Annotated in this window: 15 protein-coding genes; 4 read left to right on the forward strand and 11 right to left on the reverse strand. The window is 72.9% G+C overall.

Features of this window, described 5'->3' with window-relative positions; translation table 11 throughout:
- Nucleotides 1–58: 58 nt before the first annotated feature.
- Entirely contained in the window at nucleotides 59–778 is a 720-nt protein-coding gene (locus ABT006_RS21840) for an MBL fold metallo-hydrolase (RefSeq protein ID WP_350709027.1), read from the reverse strand.
- A 258-nt stretch (nucleotides 779–1,036) separates the two neighbouring features.
- Between ABT006_RS21840 and ABT006_RS21845 the strand changes: the two genes are divergently transcribed.
- Both ABT006_RS21845 and ABT006_RS21850 read left to right on the forward strand, forming a co-directional pair.
- Nucleotides 1,037–1,927, forward strand: a complete 891-nt coding sequence (locus ABT006_RS21845) for a peptidylprolyl isomerase (RefSeq protein ID WP_350709029.1) — start codon at nucleotides 1,037–1,039, stop codon at nucleotides 1,925–1,927.
- 64 nt (nucleotides 1,928–1,991) lie between these two features.
- Complete coding sequence (locus tag ABT006_RS21850) at nucleotides 1,992–2,831, forward strand: peptidylprolyl isomerase (protein ID WP_350709031.1); 840 nt, start codon at nucleotides 1,992–1,994, stop codon at nucleotides 2,829–2,831.
- A gap of 188 nt (nucleotides 2,832–3,019) precedes the next feature.
- Here the strand turns inward: ABT006_RS21850 and ABT006_RS21855 are convergent, their stop codons facing one another.
- From ABT006_RS21855 to ruvC, 8 genes are all read right to left on the reverse strand, one after another.
- Nucleotides 3,020–5,515, reverse strand: coding sequence for a RelA/SpoT family protein (locus tag ABT006_RS21855; protein ID WP_350709071.1), 2,496 nt, complete (start codon nucleotides 5,513–5,515; stop codon nucleotides 3,020–3,022).
- 194 nt (nucleotides 5,516–5,709) lie between these two features.
- A complete protein-coding gene (locus tag ABT006_RS21860; RefSeq protein ID WP_350709033.1) occupies nucleotides 5,710–6,276 on the reverse strand; it encodes an adenine phosphoribosyltransferase in 567 nt (188 codons plus the stop codon).
- 101 nt (nucleotides 6,277–6,377) lie between these two features.
- Entirely contained in the window at nucleotides 6,378–7,565 is a 1,188-nt protein-coding gene (secF, locus tag ABT006_RS21865) for a protein translocase subunit SecF (protein WP_350709035.1), read from the reverse strand.
- 1 nt (nucleotide 7,566) lies between these two features.
- Nucleotides 7,567–9,492, reverse strand: a complete 1,926-nt coding sequence (gene secD / locus ABT006_RS21870) for a protein translocase subunit SecD (RefSeq protein WP_350709037.1) — start codon at nucleotides 9,490–9,492, stop codon at nucleotides 7,567–7,569.
- 258 nt (nucleotides 9,493–9,750) lie between these two features.
- The gene (gene yajC, locus ABT006_RS21875) at nucleotides 9,751–10,092 is read right to left on the reverse strand and encodes a preprotein translocase subunit YajC (protein WP_350709039.1); all 342 of its coding nucleotides are present in this window, start codon (nucleotides 10,090–10,092) and stop codon (nucleotides 9,751–9,753) included.
- A 138-nt stretch (nucleotides 10,093–10,230) separates the two neighbouring features.
- Entirely contained in the window at nucleotides 10,231–11,301 is a 1,071-nt protein-coding gene (ruvB, locus tag ABT006_RS21880; RefSeq protein WP_350709041.1) for a Holliday junction branch migration DNA helicase RuvB, read from the reverse strand.
- Entirely contained in the window at nucleotides 11,298–11,900 is a 603-nt protein-coding gene (ruvA, locus tag ABT006_RS21885; protein WP_350709043.1) for a Holliday junction branch migration protein RuvA, read from the reverse strand. The genes ruvB and ruvA overlap by 4 nt, the downstream gene beginning before the upstream one ends.
- Nucleotides 11,897–12,424: a crossover junction endodeoxyribonuclease RuvC gene (gene ruvC / locus ABT006_RS21890; protein WP_350686934.1), complete on the reverse strand. Its 528-nt coding sequence runs from the start codon at nucleotides 12,422–12,424 to the stop codon at nucleotides 11,897–11,899. The genes ruvA and ruvC overlap by 4 nt, the downstream gene beginning before the upstream one ends.
- Before the next feature lie 193 nt (nucleotides 12,425–12,617).
- Here ruvC and ABT006_RS21895 point away from each other — a divergent pair, with 193 nt between their 5' ends.
- Together ABT006_RS21895 and ABT006_RS21900 are read left to right on the forward strand one after the other, a co-directional pair.
- The gene (locus tag ABT006_RS21895; RefSeq protein ID WP_350709045.1) at nucleotides 12,618–13,400 is read left to right on the forward strand and encodes a 3-hydroxybutyrate dehydrogenase; all 783 of its coding nucleotides are present in this window, start codon (nucleotides 12,618–12,620) and stop codon (nucleotides 13,398–13,400) included.
- 14 nt (nucleotides 13,401–13,414) lie between these two features.
- A complete protein-coding gene (locus ABT006_RS21900; protein WP_350709047.1) occupies nucleotides 13,415–15,334 on the forward strand; it encodes a helix-turn-helix domain-containing protein in 1,920 nt (639 codons plus the stop codon).
- 74 nt (nucleotides 15,335–15,408) lie between these two features.
- Here ABT006_RS21900 and ABT006_RS21905 read toward each other — a convergent pair whose 3' ends face one another.
- Complete coding sequence (locus ABT006_RS21905) at nucleotides 15,409–16,017, reverse strand: TetR/AcrR family transcriptional regulator (RefSeq protein WP_350709049.1); 609 nt, start codon at nucleotides 16,015–16,017, stop codon at nucleotides 15,409–15,411.
- A gap of 11 nt (nucleotides 16,018–16,028) precedes the next feature.
- Nucleotides 16,029–17,597: an MFS transporter gene (locus tag ABT006_RS21910; protein ID WP_350709051.1), complete on the reverse strand. Its 1,569-nt coding sequence runs from the start codon at nucleotides 17,595–17,597 to the stop codon at nucleotides 16,029–16,031.
- Nucleotides 17,598–17,843: the final 246 nt, after the last annotated feature.

Consider the following 17,843-nt stretch of genomic DNA (forward strand, 5'->3'; position numbering starts at 1 on the left):
GCGGGCGAAGGCTGGTGCGGCCGTCGGCGGCCGCGGGGCGAAGGCTCGGTGCGGCCGGCTACAGGCCGCGGGCGGGGGCCGCCGGTCGCGCGCCGTCGCCACCCGCCACCTCGATGAGGTACGGGTTGGTCGCGCGTTCGCGGCCGATGGTGGTCGCCGGGCCGTGGCCGGGCAGCACGACGGTGTCGTCCGCCAGCGGGAGGATCTTGTCCCGCAGGCTGCTGATCATCGTCGGCATGCTGCCGCCCGGCAGGTCGGTGCGGCCGATGGAGCCGGCGAACAGGACGTCGCCGGAGAGGCAGAGCTGCTCCGCCTCCCAGGGCGAGCCCGCGGCCGGCAGTCGGAAGAGCACCGACCCGCCGGTATGGCCCGGGGCGTGGTCGACGGTGATCTCCAGCCCGGCGAGGGCGAGCGTGGCGCCGTCGGTCAGCTCCGCGACGTCCTCCGGCTCCGTGTACGGCAGCCGCCCGCCGAAGAGCGAGGTGAGGTCCGCGGACAGCCCCTTGGCCGGGTCGGCGAGCATCTCCCGGTCGCCCGGGTGCACGTACGCGGTGATCCCGCGGGCGCCGCAGACCGGCGCGACCGAGAACGTGTGGTCGAGGTGGCCGTGGGTGAGCAGCACCGCGGCCGGGTGCAGCCGATGCTCGGCCAGCAGCGCGTCGAGCCGGTCGAGCACCCCGATACCGGGGTCGACCACCACGCACTGCTCCCCCGGCGCGGCGGCGACCACGTAGCAGTTGGTGCCGAAGGCGTCCGCGGGAAAGCCGGCCACGAGCACGTCCGCTCCCCTTCCGTCGAGCTGTCGGGTCCTGCCAGCAGCCTAACCGGCGGCGAGAGCGGGTTCGCCGCATCCGTCCCGGAGGCCCCGTTCGCCACAGTGACGCGTCCCGATAGACGCAGCCCCGGACCTCGTACACCACTTTCCCAGCCGGTAGCCGTACACTCTGGCGGGCGTGTGGCGTGGCGCACCTGCCGCCGGACGGGCGCAGGACGCCCGACCACCGGTGACGACCAGGGTAGAGGAAGGGGAGCACGGGTGGCTTCCAGCAGGGACCGGCAGCGCAAACTGGCGCGTGCCAAGCTCGACCGGCAGCTCGCCCGCCGGGCCGCCGCCGCCAAGCGTCGCCGGCAGATCCAGGCCGGTGTCGGCGTCACCGTCGTCCTCGCGCTGATCGTGGTCGGCTCGGCCTGGGGGCTGGGCGCCTTCGACGACGACCCGAAGGAGAACACGGCCGCCGAGGAGGTCTGCCTCTGGACCCCGCAGGACGCCACCGCGAACACCAACCTCAAGGACGTCGGCACCCCGGCGACCCAGGGGCTGCCCACGTCCGGCGTGCGCCCGATGACGGTCACGACCAACCAGGGCGCCCCGGTCACCGTCGAGCTGGACCTCGCCGCCGCCCCGTGCGCCGCGGCGAGCATCGCCCACCTGGCCAGCCGGTCGTTCTACGACAACACCAAGTGCCACGAGATCACCGCCGAGGGCGCGGTGCGCTGCGGCGACCCGAGCGGCACCGGGCTGGGCGGCCCGACGTACTCGTTCTACGACGAGAACGTCCCCACGCCCGCGCCGTCGCCGTCGGCGAGCCCCGCGCCCGGCCAGCCCGCGACGTACCCGAAGGGCACGGTCGCGATGATCGCCAACCCGCCGGGCGCCAACGCGAGCCAGTTCCTGATCTTCTTCAAGGACTTCACCACGGCCGACCCGAAGTACCCGATCATCGGCCGGGTCACCGGCGGGATCGACGTGGTGGAGAAGATCGGTGCCAAGCCGACCGTGGACAATGGGACGGGGGCCAAGGTCAAGCCCAAGGACGACGACGTGGTCGTCCAGAGCCTGACCGTCGGTGAGCCCGTGGCGCAGGGGGCGTCGACCCCGGCGGCGACGCCGTCCGGCGCCCCGGCGGCCAGCCCCAGCGCCGGCTGACCCGGCCGCCCCACCAACCTCAGCGGCACCGACCGCGCCCGAGACAGCCCAGGAGGATCCAGGCGTGACGTCCACCAGAGAGCGGCAGCGCGCGGCGGCGCGCGCCCGGCTCGAGAAGGAGATGGCCGAGCGCGCGGCCAGGGCCCGCAAGCGCCGGCAGACCCAGGCGATCGTGGGAGCCGCGTCGGTCCTGGTGCTCGTCATCGCCGGCACCGTGTGGCTCGCCACCACGCTCGGCGGCGACGACGACAAGACCGACACCGCCGGGCCGGCGGCCGACCACGTGCAGTGCGCGTGGACCGAGCTGCCCGCCGACCAGCGGACCAAGCAGATCAAGGACGTCGGGCTGCCGGCCGCGCAGCAGTCGAACACCGGCACCCAGACGATGACGATCGACACCAACCTCGGTCCGATCACCGCCAAGGTCGACCGGGCGGCCGTGCCCTGCACCGCGGGCAGCTTCACGCACCTGGCGGAGAAGAACTTCTTCGACAACAGCAAGTGCCACCGGCTGGTGACCGAGGGCATCAAGGTGCTCCAGTGCGGTGACCCGAGCGCGACGGGCAAGGGCTGGCGCGAGACCGACGGCACCGGCGGCCCGAGCTACCGGCTCGCCGAGGAGAACCTGCCCACCGACAAGCGGCCCCCCTACCCGGAGGGCGTGATCGCGATGGCCAAGTCCACGCAGCCGGGCAGCACGGGCAGCCAGTTCTTCATCGTCTACGGCGACTCGCCGCTGGACCCGAACTACACCGTCCTGGGCACCATCACCGGTGGCATGGACATCGTCAAGCAGGTCGCGGCGGCGGGCGACGACAAGGCGTTCGCGCAGCAGGCCGGCGGTGGTCACCCGAAGAAGGAGATCACCATCAAGAAGCTCACCATGAGCGCCCCCCAGGGCTGACCGCCCACCCGTACGACGAGCGCCCGCCGGCCCCGCCGGCGGGCGCTTCGCTATCCCGCCCCATCCCCCAGCCCGTGATCTTGCACTTTGCGCCCCGGCAGAGGGGTGGCCTACGAAGTGCAAGATCGCCGCAGCGAGGGGCGTGGGTGTGTAGCGGGGCAGGGTGGGTGGGGTTGGGAGTGGGTGGGTCAGGCACCGGAGGTGACGCGGTAGGCGTCGAAGACGCCGTCGACCTTGCGGACCGCGGCCAGCAGGTGGCCCAGGTGCTTCGGGTCGGCCATCTCGAAGCTGAACCGGCTCACCGCCACCCGGTCGCGCGTCGTGGTGACCGTCGCGGACAGGATGTTGACCCGCTCGTCGGAGAGCACCCGGGTGACGTCGGCGAGCAGCTTGTGCCGGTCCAGCGCCTCGACCTGGATGGCGACCAGGAACGTCGACGCGGACGTGAGCTTCCAGCTCACCTCGACCACCCGCTCGTTCTGCGCCCGCAGGTCCTCGGCGTTGGCGCAGTCGTCGCGGTGCACGCTCACCCCGCCGGAGCGGGTCACGAAGCCGAAGACCGAGTCCGGCGGGACGGGGGTGCAGCAGCGGGCCAGCTTGATCCACACGTCGCTGACCCCGCGGACCACGACGCCCGGATCCGCGCTGCTCTGCCGGCTGCGCGGCAGCCGGGTGGCGACGGCGGTCTCGGCGATGTCCTCCGCCGCGCCCTCCTCGCCGCCGTACGCGGCCATCAGCTTCTGCACCACCGACTGGGCGGAGACCTGGCTGTCGCCGACCGCGGCGTAGAGCGAGGCGACGTCGGCCAGGTGCAGGTCCCGGGCGATCGCCATCAGCGCGTCGGAGGTGAGCATCCGCTGCAGGGGCATGCCCTGCTTGCGCATCGCCTTGACGATCGCGTCCTTGCCGGCCTCGATCGCCTCCTCGCGCCGCTCCTTGTTGAAGTACTGGCGGATCTTCGTGCGCGCCCGAGGGCTCTTGACGAAGCCCAGCCAGTCCTGCGTCGGGCCGGCAGTGTCGGACTTCGAGGTGAAGATCTCGATCACGTCACCGTTGGACAGCGTCGACTCCAACGGCACCAGCTTGCCGTTGACCCGCGCCCCGATGCACTTGTGCCCGACCTCGGTGTGCACCGCGTACGCGAAGTCCACCGGCGTCGACCCGGTCGGCAGCGGGATGACGTCACCCTTCGGGGTGAAGACGTACACCTCCTGGCTGGACAGGTCGAAGCGCAGCGCGTCGAGGAACTCGCTCGGGTCCGCCGCCTCCCGCTGCCAGTCCAGCAGCTGGCGCAGCCAGGTCATCTCGTCGATGTGCGCCGGCGGGCCGACGATCTGGGTGCCCTTGTGCTCCTTGTACTTCCAGTGCGCGGCGATGCCGAACTCGGCGGTGCGGTGCATCGCGTACGTGCGGATCTGCATCTCCACCGGCTTGCCGGTGGGCCCGATGACCGTCGTGTGCAACGACTGGTACATGTTGAACTTGGGCATCGCGATGTAGTCCTTGAACCGGCCCGGCACCGGCTGCCAGTTGGCGTGGATCACGCCCAGCGCCGCGTAGCAGTCCCGCACCGTGTCGACCAGGATCCGCACCCCGACCAGGTCGTAGATGTCGTTGAAGTCGCGACCCCGCACGATCATCTTCTGGTAGATCGAGTAGAGGTGCTTCGGCCGGCCGGTGGTCTCCGCCTTGATCTTGGCGGCCTTCAGGTCGGTCTGCACCTTCTGGGTCACCTGACGCAGCAGCGCCTCGCGCTGCGGCTGGTGCTCCCCGATCAGCCGGTTGATCTCCTCGTAGCGCTTCGGGAAGAGCGTCCCGAAGGCGAGGTCCTCCAGCTCCCACTTGATGGTGTTCATACCCAGCCGGTGAGCCAGCGGGGCCAGGATCTCCAGCGTCTCCTTCGCCTTCTGCTCCTGCTTCGGGCGGGGCAGGAAGGTGAGGGTACGCATGTTGTGCAGCCGGTCGGCCAGCTTGATCACCAGCACCCGCGGGTCCTTGGCCATCGCGACGACCATCTTGCGGATCGTCTCGGCCTTGGCCGCGTCGCCCAGCTTGACCTTGTCGAGCTTGGTTACCCCGTCGACGAGCAGCGCGACCTCGCCGCCGAAGTCGGCGCGCATCTGGTCGAGCGTGTATTCCGTGTCCTCGATGGTGTCGTGCAGCAGCGCGGCGACCAGGGTGGTGGTGTCCATCCCGAGGTTGGCCAGGATGGTCGCCACCGCGAGCGGGTGGGTGATGTAGGGGTCGCCGGACTTGCGGTACTGCCCCGAGTGCCAGCGGGCCGCGGTGTCGAAGGCACGCTGGAGCAGCCGCGCGTCGGCCTTGGGGTGGGCGTCCCGATGGGTCGAGATCAGCGGCTCGAGCACCTCGCTGACCTGCGAGGACTGCCACGGCGCGTTGAACCGCGCCAGCCTGGCGCGGACGCGGCGGCCGGTGGGCGCGGTGGAGAGCGCGAAGCCGGCGCTGGGCAGGGGATCACCGTCGCCGGGGAACGGGAGCACGACCCCCTCGGTCGCCGCGCCCGCGCCACCGGCGGGGCCGGCCGTCGCGCCGGACCGCGCGGTGTCGGCCGGATCGGTCACGCCGGAGCCGTTGCCGGAGCCCGCGCCCCGGGTCGGCGCGTCACCGTTCCGTGCGGTCACCGAGCCGTCCGCGTCGCCTGTCGGGTGCACCGTGCCCTCCACCGGAGGGGCGACATCGTGGGACACCGGCCTCCTCACCGCTCGCCGGGAATACACCGACCGTGCGCCGGTCGGCCTGGTCTCGCGCCGCCCGGACGGACCCCGCCCGGTCAGCAAAGGGCAATGCTACCCGCACGCACGGTGCCCCGCCGCTCCGCCGGACGGACCGCACCGGGTCCGCCCGACGGTCGGGGTGCTCAAACGGTCAGCAGGGCATGCACCGGGCGCGGCGACAACCGCTCCCGCCCGCCGAGGAAGCCGAGTTCCAGCAGCACGGTGAAGCCGGCCACGGTGCCCCCGGCCCGCTCCACCAGGTCCAGCGTCGCCTCGGCGGTGCCGCCGGTGGCCAGCACGTCGTCGACCACCAGCACCCGGTGCCCGGCCGTGAACGCGTCCTGGTGCACCTCCAGGGTGGCCTGGCCGTACTCCAGGTCGTAGGAGGCCGAGTACGCCGGGCGGGGCAGCTTCCCGGCCTTGCGCACCGGCACCACGCCGACCCCGGTCGCGTACGCGACGGCCGCCGCGACCACGAACCCGCGCGCCTCCATCCCGACGACGGCGTCGAACGAGTCCCGCCCGTGGTACGCGACGATCGTGTCGACCACCTGGCGGAACGCCGCACCGTCGGCGAACAGCGGCATCAGGTCCTTGAACATGACACCGGGCTTGGGGAAGTCGGGCACGTCGAGCACCCGGCTGGCCACCAGCTTCGCGGCCTCCAGGCCGCTGTCTCCCCGTACCCCGGTGCTGTGGGTCTCCGTCACGGCAGTCCGCTCCCCTTCCACGACGACGGCGTCCTCCCTGCTGCTCGCACAGCATGAAGGACGCCGTCGGTTCGATTCCTACCGGGTGTCGCCGGCCCAGGTCAGCGCCGCTTGCCGCCACCCGGCCGGTTGCCGCCGCCGGACGGCCGGCTGCCGCGCGCGCCCGTCGACCGCTTCCCGGCCGGCCGCGCGCCCACCTTCGGCGCGGCGCCGGCCAGCGCCGCCGACTCGGGGTCGACCGGCTCGTCCGCCGCCTCCACGGAGCCGGACGCACCCTTCGGGGTGACCTCGCCGCGCGCCAGGGCGCCCCGGCGGGCCAGCACCCGCTTGTTGTGCGCCTGGATCCGCGGCTCGTAGTTCTTGAGCAGCACCAGCAGCGGCGTGGCCAGCAGGATCGAGGTCAGGAACGCCACCGCCATACCGACGAAGAGCACCAGGCCGAGGTCCTTCAGGGTGCCCGCGCCGAGCAGGCCGGCACCGATGAAGAGCAGACCACCGACCGGCAGCAGCGCCACCACCGAGGTGTTCAGCGACCGCATGAGGCTCTGGTTGATCGCCAGGTTGGCCGCCTCGCCATACGTCTGGTTGTTGTTCGCGGTGATGCCGCGGGTGTTCTCCTGCACCTTGTCGAAGACCACCACCACGTCGTAGAGCGCGAAGCCCAGGATCGTGAGGAAGCCGATGACCGTCGACGGGGTGACCTCGAAGCCGACCAGCGAGTAGACGCCGGCGGTGAGGATCAGGTTCATGATCAGCGAGGAGACGGCGGCGACCGCCATCCGCCACTCGAACCGCAGGATCAGGTACACCATCACCAGCGCGATGAAGATGACCAGACCGAGCAACGCCCGGGACGTGACCTGGCTGCCCCACGCCTCGCTGACCTGGTTGCCGCTGATGGTGGTGGGGTCGATGCCGAACTCCTCGGCGATCTCGACCTTGACGGCGTTGGCCTGCTCGGTGTCGAGCTGCGTGGTGCGCACCTCGTAGAAGTCGCCGCCGGTGCCGCCGACCTTCTGCGTGGTGACCACGTTGGCGCCGTCGCCGGCCGTGGCGAGGGCCGTTTTGACCTTCGCCTCGGTCTGCTCCATGGTGCCGACGCTGGCCGGGATCTGGAACGAGTTGCCGCCGGCGAACTCGATGCCGAGGTGGAATCCGCGCAGCCCGAAGCTGAGCACCGCCAGCAGGATCAGCGTGCCGGCGACGGCGAACCAGAGCTTGCGCCGGCCGATGATGTCGAGGCCGGCCTCGCCGCGGTAGAGGCGGCTCGCGAGACCACTCTTTGCCATCTCAGGCCTCCTTGACGCGCGGGTTGCGGGGCTTGGCCTCGTCGGCCGTCCGGGCCGGAAGCGCCCGCCCGAGACCACTGACCCGCGGGGACAGGAACGCCCGGGTGCGGGCGAACATCGTCATGATCGGGTGCCGGAAGAGGAAGACCACCACCAGGTCCAGCACGGTCGCCAGGCCGAGGGCGAAGGCGAAGCCCTTGACCGCGCCGACCGAGACGACGTAGAGCACCACCGCCGACATCAGCGTGATCGCGTTGGCCGAGATGATGGTCCGGCGGGCCCGGATCCAGGCGCGCGGGACGGCGCTGCGGGGGCTGCGCCCCTCCCGGATCTCGTCCTTGAGCCGCTCGAAGTAGATGACGAACGAGTCCGCCGCCACACCGAGCGAGACGATCATTCCGGCGATGCCGGCGAGGGTGAGGGTGAAGCCGATCTGCCGGCCGAGCACCACCAGCGCGCCGAAGACCAGCAGCGCCGAGAGGATCAGGCTCAGGAAGATCACCGAGCCGAGCAGGCGGTAGTAGAAGAACGAGTAGATGATGACCAGCGCCATGCCGATGCCCGCCGCGAGGAGGCCGGCCCGCAGGTGGCTGGCGCCCAGGGTGGCGGTGACGTTCTGCTGCTCCTGCTCCTCGAAGGTCACCGGCAGCGCGCCGTAGCGGAGCTGGCCGGCGAGGGTGCTGGCGTCCTTCTGGGTGAAGTTGCCGGTGATCTGCGAGTTGCCGGTCAGCACGCCCTGGATCTCGGGCGAGGAGACGATCTCGTTGTCCAGCACGACGGCGACGCGGCACTTGCCGTCCTGGCCGAGCGCGGTGGCGTCGCAGGCCTGGCCCTCGTTGTTGAAGGCCTCACGGGTCAGGTTGGTCCACTTGTCCTGGCCGGCGCCGGAGAAGTCCAGGCTGACCACCCACTGGCTGGTCTGGTCGAGCACCGCGTTGGCGTCGTCCACGTCGGTGCCGAGCACCTTCGCCTGGTCGAGCAGGTACTTCGCGGCGCCGTCCTCGCAGGCGACCACCTGCTGGTCGGGGGCGGAGATCGACGCCGGCGGCCGCTTGTCGAGCTGGGCGCAGCTGATCTGCGGCACGTTGAACTGCATCTGCGCCGGCAGCACCGCGACCTCGCGCGGGTCGAGGGCGGCGAACGGCTTGAGCTTCTCCGCCAGCGACGGGTCGGTGGCCAGGTCGGCCGGTGCCTTGAGGCCGCTCGCGGCGGCCCAGGCGGCGGCGCCGACCTTCTGCTCGACGGCCTTGCGCTGCTCCTCGACGCTCTGCGGCACCGGCTCGCCGCTCGCACTCGGCGAGGGCGCCGCGGCGCTCGGCGAGGCCGGAGCCGACGCCGACGGGCTGGCGCTCGGCGCCGGCGCCATGCCGCCCTGGCCGCCGCTCGCCGACGGGGTCACCTTCGGCCCGGCGGTGCCGGACGGGGAGGCGCTGGCCGAGGGCTTCGCGCTGCCGGACGGGGCCGGGGTCGCGCTGCCGGACGGCGCCGGGGTGGCGGGCGGCGCCGGGGCGGCGGCCGCGCCGCTGCCGTCGGCGGCCTTGAGCAGCTTGCGGAAGCGCAGCTCGGCGGCGCTGCCGACCTCGGTGATGTCGCGGTTCTCACCGGGCAGGGAGATCACGATGTTGCGGTTGCCCTCGGTGACCACCTCGGCCTCGGCGACGCCGAAGGCGTTGACGCGGCTCTCGATGATCTGGCGGGCCTCCTCGAGGTTCTCCGCCGTCGGGGCCCGGCCGTCGACGGTGTTGGTCGCCTCCAGCGTCAGCCGGGTGCCGCCGACGAGGTCCAGGCCGAGCTTGGGCTCCAGCCGGTCCTTCAGGCTGCCGCTGGCGCCGCCCGCGAAGAACACCAAAAGATAGAGGACGACGAAGATGAGCCCGAGCACGGCCAGTTGCCGTCCGGGGCGCATCTGTCCCTGAGGTGGTGCCACGGCTGTCCTGTCTCCCTGTACGGTCGCGCCGCTGGTGCGGCGGGTGTCGGCCGGTGCGGCCGGCGGTCCTGACGGGCCGGCGTCGGGGGCCGGCACGCGGGCCCCGACGTCGCGGCGCGGGGGCGCCGAGCGGAGCGTGGACGTGCCGGCTCCCGCCGTCGGGCCCAACTATCCAGTTTTCACGTCGTCTCCGCTGCCCCTTCCGGCACGGCGGTCACCGCGAGCCGGCGACCGCCGCCCCAGGGCGGGAGCGACGCCTCACTCCTTGACGGCGTCCGCGTCCTCGGCGGCCGGCTCGGCGGGACGCTCCGCCTGGCTGACCACCCGGGCGATCGCCGGGCGGGCGTACCGGGTCTGCACACCGGGCGCGACCTCCAGCAGGACGGTGTCGTCGTCCACCCCGGTGACCGTGCCGTAGAGCCCGCCGATCGTGACCACCTCGTCGCCGGGGGCGAGCGCGGACTGCATGGCCTCCGCCTCGCGGCGGCGCTTCTGCTGGGGGCGGATCATCATGAAGTACATGACGCCGAAGAGCAGAGCGATCATGAGGATCGGCGTCAGGCTGCCGGCACCCCCGCCGCCCTCTGCTGCGTAAAGCACGGTGAAAGACCTTCCCATTGGCCGCCGACCCGGCACGGGCGTGCCGGAGCGGAGGCGGATTCTCACGTCCTGTACAGACCGGCGCGAGTCTAATCCCTGCACCTGGGAACGCCGAATGCGGCACAGATCACGTTCGCATCACGGCTGATCGGCGTCCACCGAGAACAGATCGGGCGCGCGAGGGGCATCCGCGCCAAATGTACCATTCGGTGGCGTACGCCCCAGGTGCCGCCAGGCGGCCTCGGTGGCGACCCGGCCGCGCGGCGTACGGGCCAGCAGGCCGGCGCGCACCAGGAACGGCTCGCACACCTCCTCGACCGTGTCCGGCTGCTCCCCCACCGCCACGGCCAGGGTGGACAGGCCGACGGGGCCGCCCCGGAACGAGTCGACCAGCGCGGTCAGCACCGCCCGGTCCAGCCGGTCCAGGCCGAGCGCGTCGACGTCGTACACCGTCAGGGCGGCCCGGGCGGTCTCCACGGTGACCACGCCGTCGGCCCGGACCTCGGCGAAGTCGCGGACCCGGCGCAGCAGCCGGTTCGCGATCCGCGGGGTGCCCCGGGAGCGGCCGGCGATCTCGGCGGCGCCGTCGTCGGTGATCGGCACGCCGAGGATCCGGGCCGAACGGCGCAACAGCACCTCCAGGTCGGCCGGGGAGTAGAAGTCGAGGTGCGCGACGAAGCCGAAGCGGTCCCGCATCGGCCCGGTCAGCAGGCCCGAGCGGGTGGTCGCGCCGACCAGGGTGAACGGCTCGACGTCGAGCGGGATGGCGGTCGCGCCCGGGCCCTTGCCGACGACCACGTCGACCCGGAAGTCCTCCATCGCGCTGTAGAGCAGTTCCTCGGCCGGCTTGGCGATCCGGTGGATCTCGTCGATGAAGAGCACGTCGCCCTCGGCGAGACTGGTCAGGATGGCCGCCAGGTCGCCCGAACGCTCGATCGCCGGGCCGCTGGTCACCCGGATGCCCGAGCCCAGCTCGGCGGCGACGATGTTGGCCAACGTCGTCTTCCCGAGGCCAGGCGGGCCCGAGAGGAGGATGTGGTCGGGCGGGGAGCCGCGCCGCATCGCGCCCTGGAGCAGCAGGTCGAGCTGGTCGCGTACGCGGTGCTGGGCGATGAACTCCTCCAGCCGCTTCGGCCGGACGCTGGCCTCCGCGTCCCGTTCCGCCTCGTTGACGTAGGCGGAGACCAGGTTGCCGTCGGGACCGGTCACCGGGTGCGGCCCAGCAGTCGGATGGCCTGCTTGAGCAGCACCGGCACGGGCGGCACGTCACCGTCGACGGTCTCCGCCACCGCGGCGACCGCCTGGTCGGCCTGCCCGGCCGTCCAGCCGAGCCCGACCAGCGCCTGCCGCACCTGCTCGGGCCACGCCCCGCCGGTCACCCCGGCCGCTCCGTCGGCGCCGACCGGGACCGGGCCGACCCTGTCCCGCAGCTCCAGGACCAGGCGCTCGGCGCCCTTCTTGCCGATGCCGGGCACCCGGGTCAGCGCGGCGGTGTCGGCGTTGGCGATCGCCTTGCGCACCGCGTCGGGGGTGTGCACGGCGAGCACGGCCTGGGCCAGCCGGGGACCGACGCCGCTGGCGGTCTGCAGCAGCTCGAAGAGCTGCTTGGCGTCGTCGTCGGCGAAGCCGTAGAGGGTGAGCGAATCCTCCCGGACGACCAGGCTGGTGGCCAGCCGGGCGGGCTGGCCGACCCGCAGCTCCGCGAGGGTGCCGGGGGCGCACTGCACCGCCAGGCCCACCCCACCGACCTCCACGACCGCGTGGTCCGGACCGGTCGCGGTCACCACCCCACGCACGCTGGCGATCATCTGGCTCCTCCTCGTCGTACCCGGTCGGCCGCGGCGGCCAGCTTGGAGCGCGTCCCGCCGCGCCACACGTGACAGATGGCCAGGGCGAGGGCGTCGGCGGCGTCCGCCGGCTTCGGCGGCTCGGGCAGCCGCAGCAGCCGGGTGACCATGGCCGTCATCTGGGCCTTGTCGGCCTGACCGGAACCGGTCACGGCCGCCTTCACCTCGCTGGGCGTGTAGGTCTGCACGGGCAACCCGGCGCGGGCGCCGGCGAGCACGGCGATCCCGCTGGCCTGGGCGGTGCCCATCACCGTGCGGACGTTGTGCTGGCTGAACACCCGCTCGACGGCGACGCTGTCCGGCCGGTGCTCGGCGACCAGGTCGGTGAGCGAGCGGTCCAGGTGCAGCAGGCGCAGCGGCAGCTCGTCGCCGGGGTCGGTGTAGACGACGTAGTAGGCGACCAACGTGCAGGGCCGCCCCGGCACGCCCTCGACCACGCCGACCCCGCACCGGGTCAGCCCCGGGTCGACGCCGAGCACCCGCACGCCGCCTCCTCCCCCAACCGTCAGCAGTACGTGTGTTCGACACCCTACCGAGCCGGACGACCGCCCGGTGTCGGGGACACGCCGGGCGCGCCGACACGCCGCCGACCTGCCGTGTGGACCACACACTCCGGCCGTCGAGTATGTGCCGCCGCCCCATGTGCGCCCGGACACACAGCTCGTAACTTCATGCGCCATGACGGCAGAACCCGTGGCGGTGCCCCACGTCGTACACGTCGACCTCGCTGGTCGTACCGCCCTGGTGACCGGGGGCGGCAGCGGCATCGGCCGCGCCTGTGCCCTGCGGCTCGGGGCCGCCGGCGCCAAGGTCCTGGTGGTGGACCGCAACATCGAGGCGGCCAAGGCGGTGGCGGCGGAGGCCGGCGGCCGGGCCGAGGGCGTGGACCTGGCGGACGCCGAGGCGGTGAACCGGCTCGACGCGGACGTGGACATCGTGGTGAACAACGCGGGCCTCCAGCACGTGGCGCCGGTGCAGGAGTTCTCCGCGGAGCGCTTCGCCTACCTGCACCGGGTGATGGTGGAGGCGCCGTTCCTGATCATCCGCCGGGCGCTGCCGCACATGTACGCCAAGGGCTGGGGGCGCATCGTCAACATCTCCTCGGTGCACGGGCTGCGCGCCTCGCCGTACAAGTCGGCGTACGTCTCGGCGAAGCACGCCCTGGAGGGGCTGTCGAAGGTGGTGGCGCTGGAGGGCGCCGCGCACGGCGTGACCGCCAACTGCATCAACCCGGCGTACGTGCGGACCGCGCTGGTGGAGAGCCAGATCGCCGACCAGGCGGCCAGCCACGGCATCCCGGAGGCGGAGGTCGTCGAGAAGATCATGCTGGCCCGGGCGGCGATCAAGCGGCTGATCGAGCCGGAGGAGGTGTCCGAACTGGTGGCGTACCTCTGCTCCCCGCCGGCGGCGTTCATCACGGGCGCGTCCATCGCGCTCGACGGGGGCTGGACGGCGAACTAGTGGCAAGCCGCACAATGTCGGTCATGTCGTCACCGGTGGAGTTCCTGGAACTGCTCGCCCGCGAGGCCGCCGCGGTGGAGTTCGAGGGACCGCTCGTCGCCGCGCGCGCCGCCGGGCTGCCGCCCGACCGGCTCGCCGAGCTGGAGCAGGCCAAGACGGTGGCGCTGCGGGTCCGCGCGCTGCTGGAACGCCGCCGCCGTCGGGAGGTCGAGCTCTCCGGCCTGTACGACACGGTCAGCGACCTGGCCGGGCTACGCGACCTCGACGACGTGCTGCGCGCGATCGTGCACCGGGCGCGCAACCTGCTCGGCGCGGACGTCGCCTACATGACGCTCAACGACGACGAACGCGGCGACACCTACATGCGGGTCACCGACGGCTCGGTCTCCGCCCGCTTCCAGCGGCTGCGGCTGCCGATGGGCGCCGGCCTCGGCGGCCTGGTGGCCCAGTCCGGCGCCCCGTACGTCACGGCGAACTACCCGGAGGACGACCGCTTCCACCACACCGGCGAGATCGACGCCGGGGTGGGCGAGGAGGGCCTGGTGGCCATCCTGGGCGTGCCGCTGCGGCTCGGCTCGACCTCGATCGGCGTGCTCTACGCGGCCAACCGCTCGGCCCGGCCGTTCGTCCGGGAGGAGGTGGCGCTGCTGGTGTCCCTCGCCGCGCACGCGGCAGTGGCGATCGACACCGCGCGGCTGCTCGCCGAGACCAGGGCGGCGCTGGAGGAGCTGTCGGCGGCGAACACCACCATCCGGGCCCACAGCAGCTCGGTGGAGCGGGCCGCGGCGGCGCACGACCGGATGACCGCGCTGGTGTTGCGCGGCGGCGGCGTGGAGGACGTGGCCGCGGCGGTCACCGACGTGCTCGGCGGGGCGCTGCTGGCGCTGGACGCGGAGGGCCGGCTGCTGGCCCGGGTCGGCGAGATCGACGAGCCGGACCGGGCGGACATGGTGGAGGCGGTGGCCGCGTCGCGTACGGAGGGGCGCAGCGTGCGCCGGGGGCCGCTCTGGTACGCCGCGGTGGTGGCCGGCGCGGAGAACATGGGCGCGCTGGTGCTGCGCCCCGACGACGAGCTGGTCGACGCCGACCAGCGGATCCTGGAGCGGGCGTCGCTGGTGACCGCGCTGCTGCTGCTGTTCCGGCGCACCGTCGCCGAGGCGGAGGGGAGGGTCCGGGGCGAGCTGCTCGACGACCTGATCGCCCGGCCGCTGCGGGACACCGACGCGCTGCGCAGCCGGGCCCGCCGGCTCGGGGTGGACCTGGACGCGCCGCACGTGCTGGTGGCGGTCGGCGACGACGCGATCGCCGCGACAGGCTCGGCCCGGCAGCGGGTGCTGTCGTGGGCCACCACGTACGCCTCGACGCGGGGTGGGCTGGCGGCGGCCCGCGACGGGCGGGTGGTGCTGATGCTGCCGGGCCGGGACGCGGGCGGCAACGCCCGGGCGGTGGCCCGGGACCTGTCCCGGGTGACCGGCCGGCCGGTGACCGCCGGGGCGAGCGGCCCGTCGACGGGGCCGGCGTCGCTGGCCACCACGTTCGCCGAGGCCGACCGCTGCCTCACCGCGCTGGGCGCGCTGGGCCGGTCGGGGCAGGGCGCGAGCACCGCCGAGCTGGGTTTCGTCGGGCTGCTGCTGGGGGCGGTCGGCGACGGCGGCGACAAGGACGTGGACCGGTTCCTGAGGGCCACCGTCGGGCCGGTGGTCGACTACGACGCCCGCCGGGGCACCGCGCTGGTGAAGACGCTGGAGGCGTACTTCGGGGTGGGCGGCAGCCTGGCCCGGGCCGCCGAGCTGCTCCACGTGCACGTCAACACGGTGACCCAGCGGCTGGAGCGGGTCGGGCAGCTGCTCGGCGCGGACTGGCAGAAGCCGGAGCGGGCGCTGGAGGTCCAGCTCGCCCTGCGCCTGCACCGCCTGCGTACGCCGGCCGGCTGACGGTCCCGCCGGCCGTGCCGCGTGCCGGAACCGGGTCGCCGTACCGGCGGGCGGGACCGAGGCGGTGGCCGGGGTCAGCGGGCGCGGATGCCGTCCAGGACGCCGTCGACGATCTTCTCCGGCAGGGACGCCTCGTCGAGGTCGGGATGCCAGCGCAGCACCCGCTGGATCAGCATCGGGCCGGTCAGCATCGCCATGGTGACCTCGACGTCGATGTCGGCGCGCAGCTCGCCGGTGCGGATCCCCCGGCGCAGCACCTCCCGCATCAGCGCCCGGCGCGGCTCGATGATGCTCTGGTAGAGCTGGTACTCGTCCGGGCTGCGGTTCACCCGCGGCACCAGGCAGGGCATGATCCGCGCCGCCCGCGGGTCGATGTTGTGCCCGACCGCACCGACCAGCACCACCAGGTCGTCGCGGACCGACCGGCCGGGCGGCGCCGGCGGGTTGCCCTTGAGCCGGCGCAGCGCGTCGGTCAGCAACGCGTCCTTGCCGGGCCAGCGACGGTAGATGGTGGCCTTGCCCACACCGGCCCGGGCGGCGATCGACTCGATCGAGATGGCCTCGATCGTGCTGCCCTGGGCGAGCAGGTCGAGGGTGGCCTCGAGGATCGCCTCGTCCGCGCGGACGCTCCGCGGTCGCCCGGGCGACCGCGGAGCATCGGCGGTGGAAGTCATGTCGGACATTGTCCCCGAACCTAGGCGGTCCCGGCCAACTCGGGTTCAGCCGCCGGCACCGGCGCCGCCACCGGGGCCTCGGCGCGACCGGGCATCCAGCGCAGCACCACGAGGATGCCGACGGCGGCGACCGCTGCGGCGAGGCCCGCCGCCCAGTGCATCGCGGCCACGAAGGCGTCGTCGGCCACCGCGATCAACTGCGGCGCCGCCGGCCCGAGCTGACCCGCCGCGGCGTACGCGCCGGAGATCGACTCGCCGGCCGCTTCGCGCGCCCCGGCGGGCAGGTCCCGCAGCGCAGGGTCGACGTCGGCACGGTAGACCGCGGAGAGCACCGACCCGAGCACCGCCACACCGAGCGCGCCGGCCACCTGCCGGACGGTGTTGCTGACCGCCGAGCCGACCCCGGCCTTCTCCCGGGGCAACGCCGACATGATCGACTCCGTGGCCGGGGGCATGATGTTGGCCATCCCGACGCCCTGGAGGAAGAAGAAGACCAGCACCACCCAGATCGGGGTACTCTCGCCGACGAAGGCGAACGCGCCGAGCGCCACCACGGTCAGCGCCAGCCCGACCACGGCGACCGCCTTGCCGCCGTACCGGCGGACCATCGCCGCGCTGCGCGGGGCGAAGACGAGCTGGGCCACCGCGAAGGGCAGGAAGAGCAGGCCGGTCTCCAGCGGGCTGTAGCCGCGCACCAGTTGCAGGTAGAACGAGCTGAAGAACATCACGCCCATCGCGGCGAAGAAGATCAGCCCGACGATCGCCACCGGGGCGGCGAAGCGGGGCACCCGGAACAGCCGCACGTCCAGCGACGGGTGGTCGCTGCGCCGCTCGTACGCGACGAACCAGGCCAGCACCGCCAGGCCGCCGAGGATCGCGGCCCAGACCATTGGGCGGTCGAAGCCGTGCTCGCCGCCGTCGATGATGCCGTACGTCAGGGCGACCAGGCCGACCACCGACAGCAGCACGCCGACGACGTCGACGCGTCCCGGATTCGGGTCCCGCGACTCGGGCACCAGGATCGCCACCAGCACCACCCCGAGTGCGACCACCGGCACGTTGATCAGGAAGACGGAGCCCCACCAGTAGTGCTCCAGCAGCGCGCCGCCGAGGATCGGGCCGATCGCCACCGCCAGGCCGACCGCGCCGGCCCAGACGCCGATCGCCCGGCCCCGCTCCCGGGGGTCGAAGACGTTGGAGATGATCGAGAGCGTGACCGGCATGATGGCCGCGCCGCCCACGCCCATCAGCGCGCGGGCCGCGACGAGTTGCCCCGGGCTCTGCGCGTACGCCGACAGCAGCGACGCCAGCCCGAAGATCACCAGGCCGATCAGCAGGAAACGCTTGCGCCCGGCGCGGTCGCCGAGCACGCCGAAGGTGAACAGCAGGCCGGCGAAGACCAGGGTGTAGGAGTTGATCGACCACTCCAGCTCGCCCTGGCTCGCGCCGAGGCCGTGCACCGGGTCGGCGAGCGTACGCAGCGCGACGTTGAGGATGGTGTTGTCCAGGACGACGACGAGCAGGCTGATCACGAGCACCCCGAGGATCGCCCACCTCCTCGGATGTCCGGTGTTCTCGTGCGGTTGCATCTCTGGTTCTCCCCCCGGCCCCGTTTTCGATACGGGTCAGACTCGTATTTGATGTCAGCGTAGGGGTTGGAGTTTCGATACGGAACCGGTTCGTTTCTTGTGTGGCGGCGGTCACGTGCGCTGTGCCGTCTTGGTGGGGTGTGGGTTGCTCTGCGGTCGTGGTGTGGGTGTGGGTTGCGGTGCGTGGTGGTGGGGGTGTGGCCCGCCGTGCCCGGCTCCGGGCGGTCAGGCTTGATCCCTGCGCCG

It is taken from the genome of Micromonospora sp. NPDC002717, from assembly GCF_040295705.1.
Taxonomy (GTDB): Bacteria; Actinomycetota; Actinomycetes; order Mycobacteriales; family Micromonosporaceae; genus Micromonospora.